The 21,226-nt window shown below is 54.6% G+C and carries 20 protein-coding genes and 2 tRNA genes; 12 read left to right on the forward strand and 10 right to left on the reverse strand.

Features of this window, described 5'->3' with window-relative positions; genetic code table 11:
• The first annotated feature begins 52 nt into the window (after nt 1-52).
• The 3 genes from ACLJRH_RS18990 (at nt 53) to hypF (ending at nt 3,964) form a co-directional block, all read left to right on the forward strand.
• A complete protein-coding gene (locus tag ACLJRH_RS18990) occupies nt 53-832 on the forward strand; it encodes a hypothetical protein (RefSeq protein WP_023136964.1) in 780 nt (259 codons plus the stop codon).
• A 200-nt stretch (nt 833-1,032) separates the two neighbouring features.
• Nucleotides 1,033-1,578, forward strand: a complete 546-nt coding sequence (gene hydN / locus ACLJRH_RS18995) for an electron transport protein HydN (protein ID WP_001078787.1) — start codon at nt 1,033-1,035, stop codon at nt 1,576-1,578.
• A gap of 145 nt (nt 1,579-1,723) precedes the next feature.
• Nucleotides 1,724-3,964, forward strand: coding sequence for a carbamoyltransferase HypF (hypF, locus tag ACLJRH_RS19000; protein WP_000963424.1), 2,241 nt, complete (start codon nt 1,724-1,726; stop codon nt 3,962-3,964).
• A gap of 96 nt (nt 3,965-4,060) precedes the next feature.
• On the opposite strand, the gene norW is transcribed toward hypF, so the two are convergent.
• A complete protein-coding gene (norW, locus tag ACLJRH_RS19005) occupies nt 4,061-5,194 on the reverse strand; it encodes an NADH:flavorubredoxin reductase NorW (protein WP_000086339.1) in 1,134 nt (377 codons plus the stop codon).
• A complete protein-coding gene (norV, locus tag ACLJRH_RS19010) occupies nt 5,191-6,630 on the reverse strand; it encodes an anaerobic nitric oxide reductase flavorubredoxin (protein WP_000026000.1) in 1,440 nt (479 codons plus the stop codon). Before norV ends, norW begins: the two co-directional genes overlap by 4 nt.
• 185 nt (nt 6,631-6,815) lie before the next feature.
• Between norV and norR the strand changes: the two genes are divergently transcribed.
• On the forward strand, nt 6,816-8,336 hold the full coding sequence (gene norR, locus ACLJRH_RS19015) for a nitric oxide reductase transcriptional regulator NorR (protein WP_000010814.1): 1,521 nt from the start codon (nt 6,816-6,818) through the stop codon (nt 8,334-8,336).
• Here norR and gutQ read toward each other — a convergent pair.
• From gutQ to srlA, 7 genes are all read right to left on the reverse strand, one after another.
• Nucleotides 8,333-9,298 (reverse strand): arabinose-5-phosphate isomerase GutQ, encoded by a 966-nt coding sequence (gene gutQ / locus ACLJRH_RS19020; RefSeq protein WP_410958100.1) that lies wholly within the window; start codon nt 9,296-9,298, stop codon nt 8,333-8,335. The genes norR and gutQ overlap by 4 nt on opposite strands.
• On the reverse strand, nt 9,291-10,064 hold the full coding sequence (srlR, locus tag ACLJRH_RS19025) for a glucitol operon DNA-binding transcriptional repressor SrlR (RefSeq protein WP_000804536.1): 774 nt from the start codon (nt 10,062-10,064) through the stop codon (nt 9,291-9,293). The genes gutQ and srlR overlap by 8 nt, the downstream gene beginning before the upstream one ends.
• A 197-nt stretch (nt 10,065-10,261) precedes the next feature.
• A complete protein-coding gene (gutM, locus tag ACLJRH_RS19030) occupies nt 10,262-10,621 on the reverse strand; it encodes a transcriptional regulator GutM (RefSeq protein WP_000255198.1) in 360 nt (119 codons plus the stop codon).
• Nucleotides 10,622-10,697: 76 nt separating this feature from the next.
• Entirely contained in the window at nt 10,698-11,477 is a 780-nt protein-coding gene (gene srlD, locus ACLJRH_RS19035) for a sorbitol-6-phosphate dehydrogenase (RefSeq protein ID WP_001077372.1), read from the reverse strand.
• A gap of 11 nt (nt 11,478-11,488) precedes the next feature.
• A complete protein-coding gene (gene srlB / locus ACLJRH_RS19040; RefSeq protein WP_001645799.1) occupies nt 11,489-11,851 on the reverse strand; it encodes a PTS glucitol/sorbitol transporter subunit IIA in 363 nt (120 codons plus the stop codon).
• 11 nt (nt 11,852-11,862) lie between these two features.
• Nucleotides 11,863-12,834: a PTS glucitol/sorbitol transporter subunit IIB gene (locus tag ACLJRH_RS19045; RefSeq protein WP_000199039.1), complete on the reverse strand. Its 972-nt coding sequence runs from the start codon at nt 12,832-12,834 to the stop codon at nt 11,863-11,865.
• Nucleotides 12,831-13,394, reverse strand: coding sequence for a PTS glucitol/sorbitol transporter subunit IIC (srlA, locus tag ACLJRH_RS19050; protein ID WP_000573333.1), 564 nt, complete (start codon nt 13,392-13,394; stop codon nt 12,831-12,833). The genes ACLJRH_RS19045 and srlA overlap by 4 nt, the downstream gene beginning before the upstream one ends.
• A gap of 252 nt (nt 13,395-13,646) precedes the next feature.
• On the opposite strand from srlA, the gene mltB reads away from it, so the two are divergent.
• The gene (mltB, locus tag ACLJRH_RS19055; RefSeq protein ID WP_000476811.1) at nt 13,647-14,726 is read left to right on the forward strand and encodes a lytic murein transglycosylase B; all 1,080 of its coding nucleotides are present in this window, start codon (nt 13,647-13,649) and stop codon (nt 14,724-14,726) included.
• Nucleotides 14,727-14,763: 37 nt separating this feature from the next.
• On the opposite strand, the gene ACLJRH_RS19060 is transcribed toward mltB, so the two are convergent.
• Nucleotides 14,764-15,009: a hypothetical protein gene (locus tag ACLJRH_RS19060; protein ID WP_000053775.1), complete on the reverse strand. Its 246-nt coding sequence runs from the start codon at nt 15,007-15,009 to the stop codon at nt 14,764-14,766.
• Nucleotides 15,010-15,203: 194 nt separating this feature from the next.
• Here ACLJRH_RS19060 and pncC point away from each other — a divergent pair, with 194 nt between their 5' ends.
• The 7 genes from pncC to ACLJRH_RS19095 all read left to right on the forward strand — a co-directional run bounded on the left by pncC (nt 15,204) and on the right by ACLJRH_RS19095 (nt 21,226).
• Nucleotides 15,204-15,701 carry a nicotinamide-nucleotide amidase gene (pncC, locus tag ACLJRH_RS19065; protein WP_023136961.1) on the forward strand — a complete coding sequence of 166 codons (498 nt, stop codon included), beginning with the start codon at nt 15,204-15,206 and terminating at the stop codon, nt 15,699-15,701.
• Between the two features lie 84 nt (nt 15,702-15,785).
• Entirely contained in the window at nt 15,786-16,847 is a 1,062-nt protein-coding gene (gene recA, locus ACLJRH_RS19070; protein ID WP_000963150.1) for a recombinase RecA, read from the forward strand.
• Nucleotides 16,848-16,963: 116 nt separating this feature from the next.
• Entirely contained in the window at nt 16,964-17,464 is a 501-nt protein-coding gene (gene recX, locus ACLJRH_RS19075) for a recombination regulator RecX (RefSeq protein WP_001294863.1), read from the forward strand.
• 235 nt (nt 17,465-17,699) lie between these two features.
• A complete protein-coding gene (alaS, locus tag ACLJRH_RS19080; protein ID WP_000047228.1) occupies nt 17,700-20,330 on the forward strand; it encodes an alanine--tRNA ligase in 2,631 nt (876 codons plus the stop codon).
• A gap of 234 nt (nt 20,331-20,564) precedes the next feature.
• The gene (gene csrA / locus ACLJRH_RS19085; protein WP_000906486.1) at nt 20,565-20,750 is read left to right on the forward strand and encodes a carbon storage regulator CsrA; all 186 of its coding nucleotides are present in this window, start codon (nt 20,565-20,567) and stop codon (nt 20,748-20,750) included.
• A gap of 303 nt (nt 20,751-21,053) precedes the next feature.
• Nucleotides 21,054-21,146: transfer RNA gene (locus ACLJRH_RS19090), tRNA-Ser, on the forward strand.
• Between the two features lie 3 nt (nt 21,147-21,149).
• Nucleotides 21,150-21,226 (forward strand) — tRNA-Arg (locus ACLJRH_RS19095).

Below are 21,226 nucleotides of genomic sequence, written 5' to 3' on the forward strand. Positions count from 1 at the left end.
CGCACATATTTAGGGAGAATTTGAGTTACCCGGCAACGGTTGTAAGCAGGACGTGAAGATTATCGTATGGAGCGGACTGCTATTTCTCTGCCTCGCCGTGCGCGCGCTGGCCACCGATTTTGTCGGTTACCTGCCGATGAGCGACGGTGAATATGCGCAAAAGCGTGCGCTGAAGCCGCTGTTGACCCTGCCTTATTCTGTATCGCCCGACCAGACCTGGCATTTTCGCCAGGTCGGAGTCAGTGGCGTGACGCTACTGCCGGAGCCGAAAAAAGATAACGAATGGCGGATTAGCGGAAAAGACAGAGCCGGTAATTCGTGGGTTGTCCCGGTGGGAAGGCTGATTAATTTGGCGGGTAATGCGCAATTTTATCGCGCTGACCTCGATCGTAACGGCATTCAGGACCTGGTTATCTGGTTGGGCAATCCTGGGTTGGGCCTGGCGCCGAGCGCGCAATACATCATTTTCACCTTTCTCAAGAATGGCCGCCCCTGCGTCTTTGAACCGTGGGGGTTTTATTCCGCGACCGATACTGGTGTCGATGATTTGCTTGATTTACAGGGCAATGGTCGCACGCAACTGTTGGATATGCAGTTTGACTCAGGCTACTGGATAACCAATTTATATCAGGTGAAGGACGCCCGCTGGCAGCGCGTACACGGCTGGTTTGGCCGGTTGAGTTATCCGGCGCTGACCCGTTTTAATCACTATCCTGGCCGTAAATTAATTATCAAACCTATTGCCGGAAGGAATCCGCAAACGGACGATCTTTCCCTTACGCAGCGCTGTTTAATACGCGGTAACGTATTGCCAGGCGTTAATCAGGATTGATGCCAGTTGCGGTGCAGAGTTGGCTGGCTATCACTGCAAATTTTGACCACCACTGGCGACATTACGTGTCATCGACACTTGTGACGATGACACGTAAATGCTCACGAAAATAGAAATAATATTCTTAAATAACAATGAAATAAAAATTGGCACGATTCGTGTATATATCGGCACATCATCTGTTATTGCTGGAGAATTTGATGAACCGTTTCATCATTGCAGACGCGAGTAAGTGCATTGGTTGCCGTACCTGTGAAGTGGCTTGCGTCGTATCCCATCAGGAAAATCAGGATTGCGCATCGCTGACCCCTGAAACCTTTTTACCTCGTATCCATGTCATCAAAGGCGTGAACGTTTCCACGGCAACGCTGTGTCGCCAGTGTGAAGACGCGCCGTGCGCCAACGTTTGCCCGAATGGCGCCATCAGCCGTGACAAAGGCTTTGTTCATGTGATGCAGGAACGCTGCATTGGCTGTAAAACTTGCGTAGTGGCATGTCCTTACGGCGCCATGGACGTGGTGGTACGTCCGGTGGTTCGCAATAGCGGCGCGGGGCTGAACGTGCGTGCCGAAAAAGCCGAAGCCAACAAGTGCGATCTATGTCACCACCGTGAGGCCGGTCCGGCCTGTATGGCCGCTTGCCCAACGCACGCCCTCATCTGCGTTGACCGCAATAAGCTTGAACAGCTGAGCGCGGAAAAACGCCGTCGTGCGGCGCTGGATTCAACGGCATCGCTGCTTTTCTGATTTCTGCGATTGCGCGTAGAATACGCCACAAAGCATTGCCGGATGGCGGTATCAATGCCTTATCCGGTCTACGGTCCGTGCGGTTGTAGACCTGATAAGCGTCGCGCCATCAGGCATCCGGGTTCGATGATGGCGGGAAAATAAGATGGCGATAGACACACCTTCCGGCGTACAGCTACGCATTCGGGGCAAAGTACAGGGCGTCGGTTTTCGTCCTTTTGTCTGGCAGCTGGCGCAGCAGTTGCGATTACACGGCGACGTGTGTAATGACGGCGACGGCGTCGTCGTTCGGCTGCTGGAAGAGCCGTCGCAATTTATTGCCGCGCTCTATCAGGATTGCCCGCCGCTGGCGCGCATTGACAGCGTTGAACACGCGTCGTTGATATGGGAGCGCGCACCGACGGATTTCGCTATTCGTCAGAGCGCAGGCGGTTCGATGAACACGCAAATCGTGCCGGATGCGGCGACCTGCCCGGCATGTCTTGCCGAGATGAATACCCCTGGCGAGCGGCGCTACCGTTATCCTTTCATCAATTGCACCCACTGCGGACCACGCTTCACCATTATTCGCGCTATGCCCTATGACCGGCCATTTACGGTGATGGCGGCGTTTCCCTTGTGTCCGGAATGCGACAGCGAATACCGCGATCCGTACGATCGCCGTTTTCATGCCCAGCCCGTTGCCTGTCCGTCATGCGGGCCGCATCTTGAGTGGCGGAGCCAACATGAACGAGCGGAAAAAGAGGCGGCTTTGCAGGCGGCGGTCGCCCAACTGAACGCCGGGGGCATTATTGCCGTTAAAGGGCTGGGTGGTTTTCATCTGGCCTGCGATGCGCGCAACGATAACGCAGTGGCGATGCTGCGGGCGCGTAAACATCGCCCGGCGAAACCATTGGCGGTGATGTTGCCCACGGCGCAAACGCTGCCGAGCGCGGCGCGTTCGCTGCTGACCACGCCAGCGGCCCCGATTGTGCTGGTGGATAAGCAGTATGTACCTGCGCTGGGTGAGGGCATCGCGCCAGGGCTTACGGAGGTGGGCGTGATGCTGCCAGCCAACCCGTTGCAACATCTCTTGTTGCAGGCGCTCAATTACCCGCTGGTGATGACATCCGGCAACCTGAGCGGCAAACCGCCCGCCATCACCAACGAACAGGCGCTGGACGATTTACACGATATTGCCGATGGTTTTTTGTTGCACAATCGCGACATTGTTCAGCGCATGGACGACTCTGTCGTGCGCGACAGCGGCGAAATGCTGCGTCGTTCGCGGGGATACGTGCCGGACGCGATTGCGTTGCCGCCCGGATTTCGCGATGTGCCGCCGATACTTTGTCTGGGCGCGGATCTGAAAAACACGTTCTGTCTGGTACGCGGCGAACAGGCGGTTGTCAGCCAACATTTGGGCGATCTCAGCGATGACGGTATCCAGGCGCAGTGGCGCGAGGCATTGCGTTTGATCCAGTCAATCTACGATTTTACGCCAGAGCGTATCGTCTGTGACGCGCATCCGGGCTATGTTTCCAGTCAGTGGGCCAGTGAGATGCGTCTGCCGACAGAGACGGTGTTACACCATCATGCCCATGCGGCGGCTTGCCTGGCCGAGCATGGTTGGCCGCTGGACGGCGGAGAGGTGATTGCCCTGACGGTAGACGGTATCGGCATGGGTGAGAATGGCGCGCTATGGGGCGGAGAATGTCTGCGGGTCAATTATCGCGAATGCGAACATTTAGGTGGTTTACCCGCCGTGGCGCTGCCGGGAGGCGATCTGGCTGCCAAACAGCCGTGGCGTAATCTGTTAGCGCAGTGCCTGCGCTTTGTGCCGGACTGGCAGGATTACCCGGAGACAGCGGGGCTGCAACAGCAAAACTGGAGTGTCCTGGCGCGCGCCATTGAGCGCGGCGTCAATGCCCCATTGGCGTCTTCCTGCGGGCGGTTGTTTGACGCGGTGGCTGCCGCGCTTCGCTGCGCGCCAGCATCGCTTAGCTATGAGGGCGAGGCCGCCTGCGCGCTGGAGGCGCTGGCCTCTCAATGCGCTAACGTTGAGCATCCGGTAACGATGCCGCTTAACGGCGCTCAACTGGACGTCGCTGTTTTCTGGCGGCAATGGTTGAACTGGCAGGCCACGCCCGCGCAACGCGCCTGGGCTTTTCATGATGCGCTGGCGTGCGGGTTTGCCACGCTAATGCGCCAGCAGGCTACGGCGCGGGGGATAACCACTCTGGTCTTCAGCGGCGGGGTGATACACAACCGCTTACTTCGCGCGCGTCTTGCCTTTTATCTTTCTGATTTTAAATTGTTATTTCCGCAGCGGTTACCGGCGGGCGACGGCGGACTGTCGTTTGGACAGGGCGTGATTGCCGCAGCGCGAGCATTAAGGGAAGTGTAGGGCACCGGATGGCGGCTGCGCCTTATTCGGCCTGTAAATAGATGCTCACTCGTGGGCCGGATAAGACGCGAAGCGGCGCCATCCGGCATCACAGGCTTATACGGACAACGTTTTCAGTAGTGCAAAGGCCTCTTTCATGCGGTCTTCACTCACCACAAAGGCGCGTAGTTGGCCTTCTCCGCTCATGCCTTTGGCAATCATACCGTCAGATTCTGCGGTAATCTGCCAGCTTAAATCACGGCGCTGAGTTTCTCCCGCCAGATGCAGCGGCAGTTCCGGCGTTTTGACTTTGACCAGCATCGCCGGTAGCTTCAGCGGCACGTTGCCGCCAGACAGATTTTTCGCCAGGTACATCGCGCTTAGCTGGATCGGTTGCAGGAAGGGCAGCACCTGACCGTTGATTTCCGCGCAATCGCCGATCGCATAAATATCCGGGTGACTGGTCTGTAGATAGCTATCCACGCAGACGCCGCGGTTGACGACTACCCCGGCGCGGCGCGCCAGAGCGGTTTCCGGGCGTAAGCCGGTGGCGGCAATCACCGCATCGACCTCAATACTACGCTGGCTTACCAGCGTAGCGCGGATACCGGCTTCGGTTTTCTCCAGTTTTTGCAACTGCGATTTCAGCAGCAGATGCACCCCCATATCGGTCAGGTGATGCTGTAAGCGACTGCTCACTTCCGGTGGCATCAGTGAGGCGAGAAGGCTGGCGGCGTTATCCATCAGAGTTACCGTTTTCCCGGCGCGGCAGAAATCCATCGCTAATTCACTGCCAATGAGACCGCCGCCGACAATCAGCACTCGCTGCGCGTCGCGCAGTTGTGTCTCACAGGCGCGGTACTCCTGCTGGCTATTCAAAGTAAGCATTAACTCACGTCCTGCAATCGGCGGCACAAAGGCTGTCGCCCCGGTCGCCAGTACCAGCTTGTCGTACTGCCACTGCTTATCCTGACTTTTCACCACATGGGCATCGGCATCAATGTCAGCAACCCAGGTATGCGGGAACAGTCGCAGATTAAACTGTTCAGCAAATTCCCCCGCTAACTGGCGGGTGAGATCATCGGCGCGCTGCGACTGGCTGATAACGTGGCTGAGATCGGGCTTGTTGTACTCATCCATACTGTCCGCCGCAATCAGGGTTAACGGCACATGCGCATCTTGTTTACGGATATTTTTGACGAGCTGGCGGGCGGCGAAGCCCGACCCAATAATGATGATCCCCCGACTCATTTTGCCTCCGTCGCCAGTACGTCGAACACGTCTTTACCTAATGAACATTCCGGGCACAGGAAGTTATCCGGCACGTCGCTCCACGGCGTACCCGGCGCGACATCCTGCAACGGCTCGCCCTGCGCAGGGTCGTAAATCCACTGGCATACGCTGCATTGCATTTTAGGGCCGAGGTCTGCGGCGGCGCAGGTTGTGATTTCTTCGGCTGGCGCGGTTTTCTGTGTGGTTTCCGGCAGCGGAGCAAGCGCCCACTGACGCGCGATGTCGCGACCGTGCTGACGGCACAACTCCAGCGCATCCAGATCCGGACGCCATTTTGCTTTCAGACTCAGGGACATTTCAAAACCGGCATCCTGTAAGCGCGTGGACAGTCGATCCACCGCGCCGCCGCTCCAGCCATGAGAACCGAAGGCGCTGGCGCGTTTGTTGCGAAAGCGCAGGCCGGTCATCTCTTCCACCAGACCAGCGATTTTCGGCATCATCACGTTGTTCATGGTAGAAGTGCCGACCAGCACGCCTTTCGAACGGAAGACATTGGTCAGTATTTCATTTTTATCGCTGCGGGCGACGTTAAAGATTTTGACCGCCACGTTCGGGTCCACTTCATTGATACCCTGTGCGATGGCATCCGCCATCATGCGAGTATTGTTCGACATGGTATCGTAGAAAATAGTGATACGATCTTCCTGATAATCTGCCGCCCATTTCAGATACAGTTCCACGATTTGCGTTGGGTTGTCGCGCCATACCACGCCGTGTGAGGTGGCAATCATATCCACCGGCAGGTTGAAGCCGAGGATTTCGGTAATTTTTGGCGTTACCAGACGGCTGAACGGCGTCAGGATATTGGCGTAGTAGCGCTGGCATTGTTCAAACAGTTCGGTTTGGTCCACTTCATCATTGAACAGGCGCTCGTCGCAATAGTGCTGACCAAAGGCGTCGTTGCTGAATAACACCGCGTCGCCGGTCATATAGGTCATCATGCTGTCCGGCCAGTGCAGCATCGGCGTTTCCACGAAGATCAACTGCTTGTCGTTGCCGATATCCAGCGTATCGCCGGTTTTCACCACCTTAAAATTCCATTCCGGGTGATGGTGATGGCCGTTGATAGAGTCAATGGCGTTGGCGGTACAGTAGATAGGCGTGTCCGGGATCTGCGCCATCAGTTCGGTCAGCGCGCCTGCATGGTCTTCTTCGGCATGGTTAATGATGATGTAGTCGATATCCGCGAGGTCGATTTCACTGCGCAAGTTTTGCACAAACTCACGGCTAAACTTATGATCGACGGTATCGATCAGCACATTCTTTTCTTCACGAATGAGATAGCTGTTATAGCTGCTGCCTCGCAGCGTTTTGTATTCAGTGCCGTGAAAATCACGAACTTCCCAGTCGCGCTGGCCAACCCAATGAATATTATTTTTAACCAGGATAGACATAACCACCTCAATTCATTCAACGTTTGCAAAAAGTTGTTTTGCTTATTGCAGGTAGTGTGCCAACTTTACATCTTATTGATTTATATGAATTTATAATAAGTTTGTATTTTTGATATAGTCAAAAAGACTATAAATGATGCTGTCAATATGACACTATAGGTTGTCAAAATGACAATGAGGTAACCATGAGTTTTTCCGTGGAGGTATTGGCGGGCATCGCCATTGAGTTACAACGCGGCATTGGGCATCAGGATCGTTTTCAGCGGTTGATTACTACGCTGCGTCAGGTGCTGGCGTGCGACGCCTCGGCGCTGCTGCGCTATGAATCACGACAATTTATTCCACTGGCGATTGATGGCCTGGCGCAGGACGTCCTCGGCAGACGTTTTACCCTGGAAGGGCATCCGCGCCTGGAAGCCATCGCCCGCGCGGGGGACGTGGTGCGTTTTCCGGCTGATAGCGATTTGCCCGATCCGTATGACGGGTTAATTCCCGGACAGGAAAGCCTGAAAGTCCACGCCTGTGTTGGTCTGCCGCTGTTTGCCGGACAGAACCTCATCGGTGCGCTGACCCTTGATGCTATGACGCCGGAGCAGTTCGAGGTATTTAGCGATGAAGAACTACGGCTTGTCGCCGCGCTGGCCGCCGGGGCATTGAGTAATGCGCTGTTAATTGAACAACTGGAAAGCCAGAACATGCTGCCGGGGTCGTCAGGCGTGTTTGAACCGATAAAAGAGACGCACATGATCGGCCTGTCGCCTGCGATGACGCAGTTGAAAAAAGAGATCGAGATTGTGGCGGGCTCCGATCTTAACGTGCTGATCGGCGGTGAAACGGGGACCGGTAAAGAGCTGGTGGCGAAAGCTATTCACCAGGGCTCCCCCAGAGCGGTCAATCCGCTGGTCTATCTCAACTGCGCCGCGCTGCCGGAAAGCGTGGCGGAGAGCGAGTTGTTTGGTCATGTAAAAGGGGCTTTTACCGGGGCTATCAGTAATCGTAGCGGTAAGTTCGAAATGGCAGATAACGGTACGCTGTTTCTGGATGAGATTGGCGAACTGTCGCTGGCGCTACAGGCCAAGCTGCTTCGCGTGTTGCAGTATGGCGATATTCAGCGCGTCGGCGACGATCGTAGCCTGCGCGTGGATGTGCGGGTGTTGGCGGCGACCAACCGTGACCTGCGTGAAGAGGTGCTGGCGGGACGTTTTCGCGCCGATCTGTTCCATCGCCTGAGCGTTTTCCCGCTCTTTGTGCCGCCGCTGCGCGAGCGCGGCGATGATGTGGTGCTGTTGGCGGGCTATTTTTGCGAGCAGTGCCGACTGCGGCTGGGGCTGTCCCGCGTGGTGCTGAGTCCCGGCGCGCGCCGCCATTTGCTCAACTATGGCTGGCCGGGCAACGTCCGGGAACTGGAACATGCCATTCACCGTGCGGTTGTACTGGCGAGAGCGACCCGGGCAGGGGATGAGGTGATACTGGAGGCGCAGCATTTTGCCTTGTCAGAGGACGTTTTACCCGCGCCGCCTGCGGAAAGCTTTCTGGCGCTGCCGACTTGCCGCAATTTGCGCGAATCGACGGAGAACTTTCAGCGAGAGATGATTCGCCAGGCGCTGGCGCAAAATAATCATAACTGGGCGGCCAGCGCGCGGGCACTGGAAACCGACGTCGCCAACCTGCATCGGCTGGCGAAGCGTCTGGGACTGAAGGATTAGATAATCCCCGCCTGGTAGAAATCCTGTAGGTTAATGGCGCCGGTGAGTTTGCCGTTTTCAACGACCACCGGCGCGGCGGTAATTTTGCGTTTCATCAGGAGCTCTTTGGCGTCAATAGCGCGGCTTTGCGCCTGGAGCGTAATACCGTTGGGCGTCATGGCTTCGCTTACCGGCGTGGTGAGCGCGCCGCCGCCCACCAGCCAGCGACGCAGGTCGCCGTCGGTAAAGACGCCTTTCACAACATGTTGCTCATCGCAAACTGCCACCAGCCCCAGTCCGGTACGGCTAAGTTCCAGCATGGCATCCATTACGCTGGTGGCGAGCATCACCTGCGGTATTGCATCGCCCTGGCGCATCAGGTGATGCACATTATTGAGCAAACGCGCGCCCAGTGCGCCAGCCGGATGCGAACGGGCGAAATCTTCTTCGTTAAAACCGCGCGCCTGCATGACTGCCATCGCCAGCGCATCGCCCATCATCAGCGTATTGACGGTACTGGACGTCGGTGCCAGATGCATCGGGCAGGCTTCACGCTCGACGGAAATATCCAGAACGGCTTTTGCCGCTCGCCCCAGCGGAGAGTGAGGTTTACCGGTCATCGCCAGCAGCGCGACGGATTTATCTTCCAGACGCGGGATGATGAGGTCGAGTTCTTTTGCGCCGCCGGAATAGGAGATAAATAACATCACGTCGCGGCTTTCAATCATCCCCAGATCGCCATGCAGTGCTTCCGCCGGATGAACAAAAAAAGCGGGAGTACCGGTACTGGCAAGCGTCGCGGCGATTTTTTTACCAATATGACCTGATTTACCAATACCGGAAACGATCACTTTGCCTTCACAGTGAATAATGATATTGGCGGCGCGGACAAAATCATCGCCCAGACGCTCCGGCAGACGGCTGGCTTCATGTAGCTCCAGCATTAAGGTCTGACGGCCCGCGTTTAGTAGTGCATCACTCATTGCTTTCTCCGGTTATGATTACTTCAATCCCTTTTGCTTCCAGCGCCTGACGAAATGCCGGATCGATACCCGCGTCCGTGATCAGTTTGTCGACGGTTTCCAGACTGCACACCACATTGGGGCTTTTACGACCAAATTTTGAGGAGTCCGCCATCAGAATCACCTCGCGTGCTGCATTGCACATTGCGTTACTGACGGTGTAAACCTCATTGAACGTGGTCACACCGACGTTCAGGTCAATACCGTCAGTTCCCATGAAAAGTTTATCAAAGCTGAATTGCTCAAAGGCGTTTTCCGCCAGTTGACCGTGAAACGACGCCGATTTTTTACGGAAGGTGCCGCCGGGCATCAGGATAGTTTGTTCGTTGTCCAGTTCCGATAGCGCGTTGACAATATGGAGGCTGTTGGTCATCACCGTGATGTTGCTAAAACGCGAAAGCAACGGCACCATCTGTAACACGGTACTTCCGGCGTCCAGAATAATGGAATCGCCATCATGGATATATTTCACAGCGGCTGCGGCTATCAGCGCTTTTTTGTGGGTGTTGATAAGCGTTTTGTGATCAATAGGCGGATCGGACTCTTCTTTATTCAACACCACGCCGCCATAGGTGCGGATGACGGTTCCGGCATTTTCCAGAATGACCAGATCTTTACGGATAGTGGTGCCTGTCGTGTCAAAGTACTGGGCCAGTTCTTCAACCGAGCATTTTCCCTGTTTTTGCAGGTGCTCCAGAATCGCGGCCTGACGCTGACGAGGTTTCATAGGCGTGATTACCCTGACTTATGTATTTACCCGTCATACTTCACGCTGCATGTGCGTTGGCTTTCCTCGCTTACCCCGGTCACGTACTGATGTACGCTCCTGGGATTCACTGCGTCGCCGCCTTCCTGCAACTCGAATTATTTAGGGTATTGGTTGCAAAATGATAATTTCGCAAGCTATACGCATTCACAACGAAATTACCCATGTTTCAGTTTAAGCGCCAATGATAGTGCATTCTGCGCGAGCGAATCATGGGGAAAGATCACATCAGGCTGTAATTCATGCAAATGTTTTCCTTGCATTGCGGCAATTTTAACCGGTCTGGCGAATACCGTAAGGCCTTTCATCAATAAAGTGTCCGTCACCCGCTGCTGTTCGTCCAGCGCCACGGCAACCACCACCCGGGGCTTAAAACGCCCGCCGGAGCGCCCGACGCCGACCCGTCCCTGTTGGCTAAGTTTATCGAAAGCTCGATTAAAGCGGGAAATCTGCCAGCCGCCCAGCGCCAGTTGCGCACACCAGGCGATAACGGCGACGGTAATCAGAGTGGAAACCATAATGTGCTCCTGTTGTTTTGCCTGATGGCGGCGTAACCGTCTTATCCGGCCTACGGCGCCATCCGGCAATTCACGGTCAGAACATCACTTGACCGCCGGTTACGTTGATCGACTGCCCGGTGCAATAGGACGCTTTCGGGCTGGCATAAAATAGCAGCATGTTCAGCACATCCTGATAATCACACCCGCGTTTGAGCGGTACCTTATCAATGTAATACTGCTCCACCTCGTCGGGCTTAATGCCCAGTTTAGTGGCGTATTGCGGCAGCAGTGACTGGAACATCGGCGATTTCAACAGGTTGCCGAGCATCAACGAGTGTACGGTAATGCCGTATTCCGCCAGATCCAGCGCCAGAGACTGGGTTAACCCCACGCCGCCGAATTTCGCCGCGCTGTAGCCGGAGTTGTGTTTACTGCCCACTTTGCCGGATTTAGAGTTAATCTGAATAATGCGCCCCTGAATGCCGTCGCGGATCATCAGGCGGGAAAACTCCCGGGCGCAGAGGAAATAGCCCACCAGATTCACCTGTAGCGAGCGGTCAAAATCGCCCAGCTGGAAATCGCTGATAAACGCCGCTTTGGCGATACCCGCGCTGTAAACCAGCAGATCGACGCGCCCGAAAATCTCGTCTACGCCGCGGGACAGCGCCAGCACGCTCTGCTCGCTGGTAGCGTCAGCGCCAAAACCGTACGCCATACCTTCGCCAAAATCGGCGTTAATTTCCTGGGCGACATTCGCGGCTTTATCGCTTTGAATATCAACGACCGCCACGCGGTATCCTTCTTCTGCAAGCCCACGGCAAAGGAATGCCCCCAGGGTCTGGCCTCCGCCAATGACAACGGCAACTTGATTCATGTTTTTTCTCCTTAAGCGACAAACGTCAAAATACAGCCCGGCGCGATATCGTCCGGTACAGGCCCCGCAACGTGTACGGTGCCGGGAAATTCCGCTTCGCGCAGACCATCGAAGCGCAAAGTGATATGCCCCAGTTCACGCAGGTTTTGCTCGGCTACGCTGCCGACCGCCGTGACCGGATAGCAATGTTGGCCCAATTCACACCGCGCGCCAGGCTGCAGCGCGCCGGTCAGTTCGCCATGACAATGGATGAAGCAAAATTCTTCGATATCCGCCGGCGCGCCTTCCCGAAACGTAATCAGCATCTGTTCGCCGAGCGCCTCCTTCGCGTTCTGGCCGATACGGGTGATGGTGGTTTGATAAATCACGCTCATGTCTGAACCTCTTATTGATAGATAAAGCCGGAAACAAACCAGGCGATAAGTACCGTGGGCGCGCCAGTCAGGAAGCGTCCGACCAGCACAGAAGGTACGCCGACGCGAACGGTGTCTTGTTTCGCTTCCGCCAGTGACAGGCCGACCGGGATAAAGTCGCAGGCCGCCTGCGCGTTAATCGCGAACAGGGCGGGAAGCGCCAGATGCGGGGGGATATTGCCCAGGCCTATCTGAACGCCGATCAGGACGCCAATGACCTGAGCGATAACCGCGCCAGGGCCGAGAAAGGGCGACAGCAGCGGGAAAGAGCAGATCAATGCCAGCGTCACCAGCCCCAGTGGATGGCTGGCTAATGGCGCCAGGCCGTGGGCGATCCAGTCGCCAAGACCTGAGGCCATAATGATGCCGATCAGCGCCGAAACGAACGCCATAAACGGCAGGATTGTTTTCAGAACCGTATCAATGGTGTCGCGACCGGACTGGAACAGTACCGCCACGGCGGAGCCCATTCCCATACCAACTTTTGCCAGCAGCCCGTCGCTCTGCTCGGTGATTTTTTTGCTGGTGTCGTAGTCACGTCCTAATGTCGTTTTGGCAGGCTGGGGACTGGCAGGCGTTTCGCCGACAAGAGTAATGTTTTCTTCTTTTACGCCGGAGACATAAATATCCTCAACAATATACTGCGCCAGTGGGCCGGACTTACCCGTCGAGTGAATATTAATGGTTGGAATCCGGCGTTTCGGATAGATACCGCAGCGCAGCGTACCGCCACAGTCGATAATGGCCGCGCCGATCTCCGCTTCCGGCGGTTCGCCTTCTTTAAAGCCGTCCACCGCTTGCCAGCCTGTTAGTTGCGCCAGTTTGTCGACGATCGCCGGGCGCGTACCTGCTGTGATATAGACGATCTTTTTGCCTGGCGTAACGTCCAGTTCAAGCGGGCCGCCCCAGCCGCCGGCGCCTTTCTCAATACGAACCCGTGTCATGATACCGCTCCTGTCAGATGAACTTTCTGCTCAAGTTGAATCCCCATTTTTTTCTCAAAAATAGCGGTGGTGAGATCGGTGACCCAACCGCGGAAGAAGTTCGTCACCAGACCTACCAGCAGATAGCTCACCGCGAGCGGGCCGAGAGGAAGTCCTAACGTGGTGAGTCCGCTGGCGATACCCAGATAAACAAACAGTTCGCCGGGATTGATATGCGGAAACAGACCGTTCATGGAGTGACAGCTATAGGAGGCCGCCGCGTAATAGCTCGGCTTGTACTTCTCCGGCATAAAGCGTCCCAGACTCAGGGTCATCGGATTACAAAAAACAAATGTTCCGATACACGGTAAAAGCAGGTAACGAGATAGCGGATTTCCGGCGCAACGTTGGGCAAAACGCTCAATACGCTGCTGGCCGATAAAATTGATGAGCGCATTCATGATAACCAGCAGGCTTATCAGTAGCGGAAGAATACCTGTCACCATACCGGTAAACACCTCTCCGCCTTTCTGGAATAACCCGATGAACCACTCCGCACCATGTGTAATGGTTTCGATCATTGTTCTCTCCTGTAGGGTTTTTAGTTTTCTTGCTAATTTCCTGTTCATTGTAATCATGTTGAAAGATTCAAAAGTGTTATTGTGATCGCAAAATAAAAGAAAAATATTTTAAGTTGAAAGTTTGTGGGGTAGGGGAGCAGATACAAACTGAAAAGAGGAGAAAGGTGATTTATTCTCTTGTGCCGCTTCCTTGTGCGGCGGGGGATGCTTTACCATACTTCTTCCTGGCTGAATTTGTTTAATGGATGTCTCATGTTCAAGCGTCGTTATGTAGCGTTACTTCCACTTTGCGTATTGCTTGCTGCCTGTAGCAGCAAGCCAAAATCTTCCGAGACTCAAGCGACGACGGGCACGCCTTCCGGCGGCTTCCTGCTTGAGCCGCAGCATAACGTCATGCAAATGGGCGGCGACTTCGCCAACAACCCTAATGCGCAGCAGTTCATTGATAAAATGGTCAGTAAACACGGTTTCGACCGTCAGCAACTGCAGGAGATCCTCTCGCAGTCTAAAAGACTGGATTACGTCCTGCGTCTGATGGACAGACAAGCGCCGACCACTCAGCCGCCCGCTGGACCAAATGGCGCCTGGTTGCGCTACCGCAAACAATTTATTACGCCGGATAACGTGCAAAACGGCGTCGCGTTCTGGAATCAGTATGAAGACGCGCTGAACCGCGCCTGGCAGGTATACGGCGTACCGCCGGAAATCATCGTGGGGATTATCGGCGTGGAAACCCGCTGGGGACGTATCATGGGGAAAACGCGGATTCTGGACGCGCTGGCGACGCTGTCATTTAACTATCCGCGTCGGGCGGAATATTTCTCCGGCGAGCTGGAAACCTTCCTGCTCATGGCGCGCGATGAGCAAGACGATCCGCTCAATCTGAAAGGTTCCTTTGCGGGCGCGATGGGCTACGGCCAGTTTATGCCATCTTCCTATAAAGAATATGCGGTCGATTTCAATGGCGACAATCACATCAACCTTTGGGACCCGGTTGATGCCATCGGCAGCGTGGCGAACTACTTCAAGGCGCATGGTTGGGTGAAAGGCGATACGGTTGCGGTGCCGGCGAATGGTCAGGCGCCTGGGCTGGCGAATGGTTTCAAAACAAAATATAGCCTCTCTCAGCTTGCCGCCGCAGGCTTAACGCCGCAGCAATCGTTGGGCAATCATCAGGAAGCCAGCCTGCTGCGTCTGGATATCGGTACGGGCTACCAGTACTGGTACGGCCTGCCGAACTTCTACACCATTACCCGATATAACCACAGCACGCATTATGCGATGGCGGTTTGGCAACTGGGCCAGGCGGTAGCGCTGGCGCGGGTGCGCTAATTTACGCTTAGGGAGGGGAGCACCCCCTCCGCTATTATTATGGCTTTTTGGGCTGATTCTCTGCCTGCAAGTGGGATATCTTCTTTGATAGTGCCAGACTATATCCCAGACATCCCAGGCCTAAGATAATTTGACCGCCATCATACGGTTCAAAATAGCCTGACGACAATATATTCAGTACTCCCATGACAAGTGAACAGACGCCGCCAATTGTGGCCCACAGCCGTAGTTGGGTGGTTTGTTTTAGTTTGTGCTGTGTGCTTTCCGTTTTTTTGAGTGACATCCTTGCTTTCTCTCCGTGCGTGTAAATTTAGCGACATGGTATTGCTATTTAGTCATGTGTTACCTCTTTCATTCTGCATAAATAACCTGCTGGCATTTTTTCGGAATCCGACTCGTAAAATCGACTGCTCGTCCCCATCTCTGGTGAGAAAGTGCTATCTTGTGCGGCAGGATTTCTAACTGACAGAGGTCATGATGACTGACAGTGAACTGATGCGGCTTAGCGAGCAGGTCGGGCTGGCGTTAAAAGCGCGCAGGGCGACCGTAACGACGGCAGAGTCCTGTACCGGCGGCTGGCTGGCGAAAGCCATTACCGACATCGCCGGAAGCTCCGCCTGGTTTGAACGCGGCTTTGTCACCTATAGTAATGAAGCCAAAGCGCAGATGATTGGCGTGCGTGAAGAGACTCTGGCGCAGCATGGCGCGGTCAGCGAACCCGTAGTGGTCGAAATGGCGATCGGGGCGTTGAAGGCCGCTCGCGCCGATTTTGCTGTCGCTATTAGCGGAATTGCCGGGCCGGATGGCGGCAGTGAAGAAAAGCCGGTTGGTACGGTGTGGTTTGCTTTCGCCAGCGTCAGTGGAGAAGGGATTACGCGTCGGGAATGCTTCAGCGGCGACCGTGAATCGGTGCGTCGACAGGCGACGACGTACGCGCTACAAACCCTGTGGCAACAATTTCTACAAAACACTTGATACTGTATGAGCATACAGTATAATTGCTTCAACAGTACGAATTCACTATCCGGTTCAATACCAAGTTGCATGACAGGAGTAATAATGGCTATCGACGAAAACAAACAGAAAGCGTTGGCGGCAGCACTGGGCCAAATTGAAAAGCAATTTGGTAAAGGCTCCATCATGCGTCTGGGTGAAGACCGTTCTATGGATGTGGAAACTATCTCCACCGGTTCGCTTTCACTGGACATCGCACTCGGTGCGGGCGGTCTGCCGATGGGGCGTATCGTCGAAATTTACGGGCCGGAATCTTCCGGTAAAACGACCCTGACGCTACAGGTGATTGCCGCTGCGCAGCGTGAAGGTAAAACCTGTGCGTTTATCGATGCGGAACACGCGCTTGACCCTGTTTACGCACGCAAGCTGGGCGTCGATATCGATAACCTGCTCTGTTCTCAGCCGGATACCGGCGAGCAGGCGCTGGAAATCTGTGACGCGCTGGCGCGTTCAGGCGCGGTGGACGTCATTGTGGTCGACTCCGTAGCGGCGCTAACGCCGAAAGCGGAAATCGAAGGCGAAATTGGCGACTCTCACATGGGCCTCGCGGCGCGTATGATGAGCCAGGCGATGCGTAAGCTGGCGGGGAACCTGAAACAGTCCAACACGCTGTTGATTTTCATCAACCAGATCCGTATGAAGATTGGCGTGATGTTCGGCAACCCGGAAACCACCACCGGCGGTAACGCGCTGAAATTCTACGCCTCTGTTCGTCTTGATATCCGTCGTATTGGCGCGGTGAAAGAGGGCGATAATGTCGTGGGTAGCGAAACTCGTGTGAAAGTGGTGAAAAACAAAATCGCCGCGCCGTTTAAGCAGGCCGAGTTCCAGATCCTCTACGGTGAAGGTATCAACTTCTATGGCGAACTGGTTGACCTGGGCGTGAAAGAGAAGCTGATCGAGAAAGCGGGCGCATGGTACAGCTACAACGGCGAGAAGATTGGCCAGGGTAAAGCGAACGCGACTACCTGGCTGAAAGAGAACCCGGCGACAGCGAAAGAGATCGAGAAAAGGGTTCGTGAATTACTGTTGAGTAATCAGAATGCCACGCCCGATTTCGCCGTTGACGATAGCGAAGGCGTTGCAGAAACCAACGAAGATTTTTAAGCATCAGGTGATGGTGGGTCGGACAAAACGAAGCCGCCATTCAGCAAAACGTTAAATTACCATCAAGGGCTGCATTTATGCGGCCCTTTTGGCATTTCTCCCTGTTAAGGTTTTTTATGAGTGAACCCACATCGCGCCGTCCCGCTTATGCTCGTCTCCTTGATCGTGCGGTACGTATTCTTGCTGTCCGCGATCACAGCGAGCAGGAATTACGGCGTAAACTCTCCGCGCCGGTGATGGGCAAAAATGGGCCGGAAGAGATTGATGCGACGGCAGACGATTATGAACGCGTGATCGCCTGGTGCCACGAACATCACTATCTTGATGACGAGCGTTTCGTGATGCGCTTTATCGCCAGTCGTAGCCGCAAAGGCTATGGCCCGGCGCGTATTCGCCAGGAATTGAATCAGAAAGGCATTTCCCGTGAATCGACTGAAAAAGCGATGCGAGAATGTGAAATTGACTGGAGTGAAATGGCACGTGAACAGGCCGTTCGCAAATATGGCGAGCCGCTCCCTTCAAACTTTTCAGAAAAGGTTAAGGTACAGCGCTTTTTGCTCTATCGCGGGTATCTGATGGACGATATCCAGCAAATATGGCGAAATTTTGCAGATTGAGCGCATACGGGATTTTACTTCCCGGTAAAGAAAACTTATCTTATTCCCACTTTTTCCGTCTGGACGCGGGTTGCTTAACGGCGAACAGCGTCTGCGACGAATATTCCTTAAATACACAAAATCATTCAAGCCGCATCAAAGCGGCAAGTGAGCCTCGGGAACGCGTGACCGGGAAACTCGCAGCCAACGCAGAGGCGGCCTGAAGGATGAAGTGTAGCTTGATTTCAGGATAATTATGAGCAAGAGCACCGCTGAGATCCGTCAGGCGTTTCTCGACTTTTTCCATAGTAAAGGGCATCAGGTAGTTGCCAGCAGTTCCCTGGTGCCTAACAATGACCCCACTCTGTTGTTTACCAATGCCGGGATGAACCAGTTCAAGGATGTTTTCCTTGGGCTCGATAAACGTAATTATTCCCGTGCAACCACTTCCCAGCGTTGCGTACGCGCGGGGGGTAAACACAACGATCTGGAAAACGTCGGATACACTGCACGTCACCATACTTTCTTCGAAATGCTGGGCAACTTCAGCTTCGGCGATTACTTCAAACACGACGCCATTCAGTTCGCATGGGAATTACTGACCGGTGAAAACTGGTTTGCTCTGCCAAAAGAGCGTTTATGGGTCACCGTCTATGAAACCGACGACGAAGCCTATGAGATCTGGGAAAAAGAAGTCGGCATCCCGCGCGAGCGTATTATCCGTATTGGCGACAATAAAGGCGCGCCATACGCATCGGATAACTTCTGGCAGATGGGCGATACCGGTCCCTGCGGTCCGTGCACCGAAATCTTCTACGATCATGGCGACCACATCTGGGGCGGCCCTCCGGGAAGCCCGGAAGAAGACGGCGATCGCTATATTGAGATCTGGAACATCGTCTTTATGCAGTTCAACCGTCAGGCTGACGGGACTATGGAACCATTGCCGAAACCGTCTGTAGATACCGGTATGGGGCTGGAGCGTATTGCCGCGGTACTGCAACACGTTAACTCTAACTATGATATCGACCTGTTCCGCACGTTGATTGAAGCGGTAGCGAAAGTCACCGGCGCCACCGATCTGGGTAATAAATCGCTGCGCGTTATCGCCGACCACATCCGTTCTTGCGCATTCCTGGTTGCCGATGGCGTGCTGCCGTCGAATGAAAACCGTGGCTATGTGCTGCGTCGCATTATTCGTCGCGCGGTTCGTCACGGCAACATGCTGGGCGCGAAAGAGACCTTCTTCTACAAGCTGGTTGGGCCGCTGATTGAGGTAATGGGCTCCGCAGGCGAAGAGTTGAAACGTCAGCAGGCGCAGGTCGAGCAGGTTCTGAAAACGGAAGAAGAGCAGTTCGCCCGTACGCTGGAGCGCGGTCTGGCGCTGCTGGATGAAGAACTGGCGAAATTGCAGGGTGATACCCTGGACGGCGAAACCGCTTTCCGTCTGTATGATACTTATGGTTTCCCGGTCGATTTAACGGCGGACGTCTGCCGTGAGCGCAATATCAAAGTCGACGAAGCCGGTTTTGAAGCAGCCATGGAAGAGCAACGCCGTCGCGCGCGCGAAGCTAGCGGTTTTGGCGCGGACTACAACGCGATGATCCGCGTTGATAGCGCTTCTGAATTTAAAGGCTATGACCATCTGGAACTGAACGGCAAAGTGACTGCGCTGTTTGTCGATGGTAAAGCGGTTGAAGCGATTAACGCGGGACAGGAAGCAGTTGTCGTGCTGGATCAGACCCCATTCTATGCGGAATCAGGCGGTCAGGTTGGCGATAAAGGCGAGCTGAAAGGCGCTGGATTTACTTTCGCTGTGGACGACACGCAAAAATATGGTCAGGCGATTGGTCACCTCGGCAAATTGTCTGCGGGCGCTCTGAAAGTGGGCGATGCGGTACAGGCTGATGTAGATGAAGCGCGCCGCGCACGTATCCGTCTGAACCACTCCGCCACGCACCTGATGCACGCGGCGTTGCGCCAGGTGCTTGGGACACACGTTGCGCAGAAAGGTTCGCTGGTTAGCGATAAAGTGCTGCGCTTCGACTTCTCGCACAATGAAGCGATGAAGCCGTCGGAGATTCGTCAGGTTGAAGATTTGGTGAATGCGCAAATTCGCCGCAACCTGCCGATTGAAACGAACATCATGGATCTCGACGCGGCGAAGGCGAAAGGGGCCATGGCGCTGTTTGGCGAGAAATATGACGAACGTGTACGCGTTCTGAGCATGGGCGATTTCTCTACCGAACTGTGCGGCGGTACTCACGCCAGTCGTACCGGTGATATCGGTCTATTCCGTATTATCTCTGAGTCCGGCACCGCAGCGGGCATTCGTCGTATTGAGGCGGTAACCGGTGAAGGCGCTATGGCCACCGTTCACGCGCAAAGCGATCGCTTAAACGATATTGCGCATCTGCTGAAGGGCGACAGCCAGAATCTGGGCGACAAAGTGCGTGCCGTGCTGGAACGTACACGTCAGCTGGAAAAAGAGTTGCAGCAGTTGAAGGACCAGGCCGCAGCGCAGGAGAGTGCAAATCTTTCCAGTAAAGCGGTCGATCTCAACGGCGTGAAGCTCCTGGTCAGCGAGCTTGCTGGTATTGAGCCGAAAATGCTGCGAACCATGGTTGATGATCTGAAAAATCAACTGGGGTCTACCGTTATCGTACTGGCAACGGTTGTTGAAGGTAAGGTTTCTCTGATTGCGGGCGTGTCGAAGGATGTGACCGACCGGGTTAAAGCAGGGGAATTGATTGGTATGGTCGCTCAGCAGGTGGGCGGTAAGGGTGGCGGTCGTCCGGACATGGCGCAAGCCGGTGGTACGGATGCGGCAGCTCTGCCTGCAGCGTTAGCCAGTGTACAAGGCTGGGTCAGCGCAAAATTGCAATAATTATAAGCGTTCGTTGGCGCCGCAGCCCGTGCTGCGGCGTTTACGTCAACGCTATCGACAACGATAAAGTCAGGTTGAAGTTTTGTATATCGGCTAAACTTAGGTTTAACAGAATGTAATGCCATGACTGCTTACACCTAAGGTGTTTGTCATCGCTTACTTTTTGGCGTTATATGATGGATAATGCCGGGATACAGAGAGACCCGACTCTTTTAATCTTTCAAGGAGCAAAGAATGCTGATTCTGACTCGTCGAGTTGGTGAGACCCTCATGATTGGCGATGAGGTCACCGTGACAGTTTTAGGGGTGAAGGGCAACCAGGTGCGTATTGGCGTGAACGCCCCGAAAGAAGTTTCTGTCCATCGTGAAGAGATCTACCAGCGTATCCAGGCTGAAAAATCCCAGCAGTCCAGTTACTAAGGTTTTCGCGTCTCACTTTTCGGGTGAGACGCAGCCTCTCTTCTCGCTCGCCCTCGTTGTCCCTTCATGACTTTTTTCAACCCCACTGTTGATATGGTGCGCTTTTGGCGGCCAGCGTGTCATCAAATTATCTGTTGATAAAACACTCTTTTTGGCTTTTTTACAGACTAATTGAGCGTGAAGTGTGCAAACGATAAAAGCTCTGGAAAAATTGTTTGACTTATAAGTCCCAGAAAGTAATATGTGCGCCACGCAGCGACGATGAGCAGAACAAGTTCTTCGAAGCACTCGTAAGAGGCGTGTGGTGAGGTGGCCGAGAGGCTGAAGGCGCTCCCCTGCTAAGGGAGTATGCGGTCAAAAGCTGCATCCGGGGTTCGAATCCCCGCCTCACCGCCATTTGCATCCGTAGCTCAGCTGGATAGAGTACTCGGCTACGAACCGAGCGGTCGGAGGTTCGAATCCTCCCGGATGCACCA

Source organism: Salmonella sp. SAL04162 (assembly GCF_046551535.1).
In the GTDB taxonomy this organism is placed as follows: Bacteria; Pseudomonadota; Gammaproteobacteria; order Enterobacterales; family Enterobacteriaceae; genus Salmonella; species Salmonella enterica.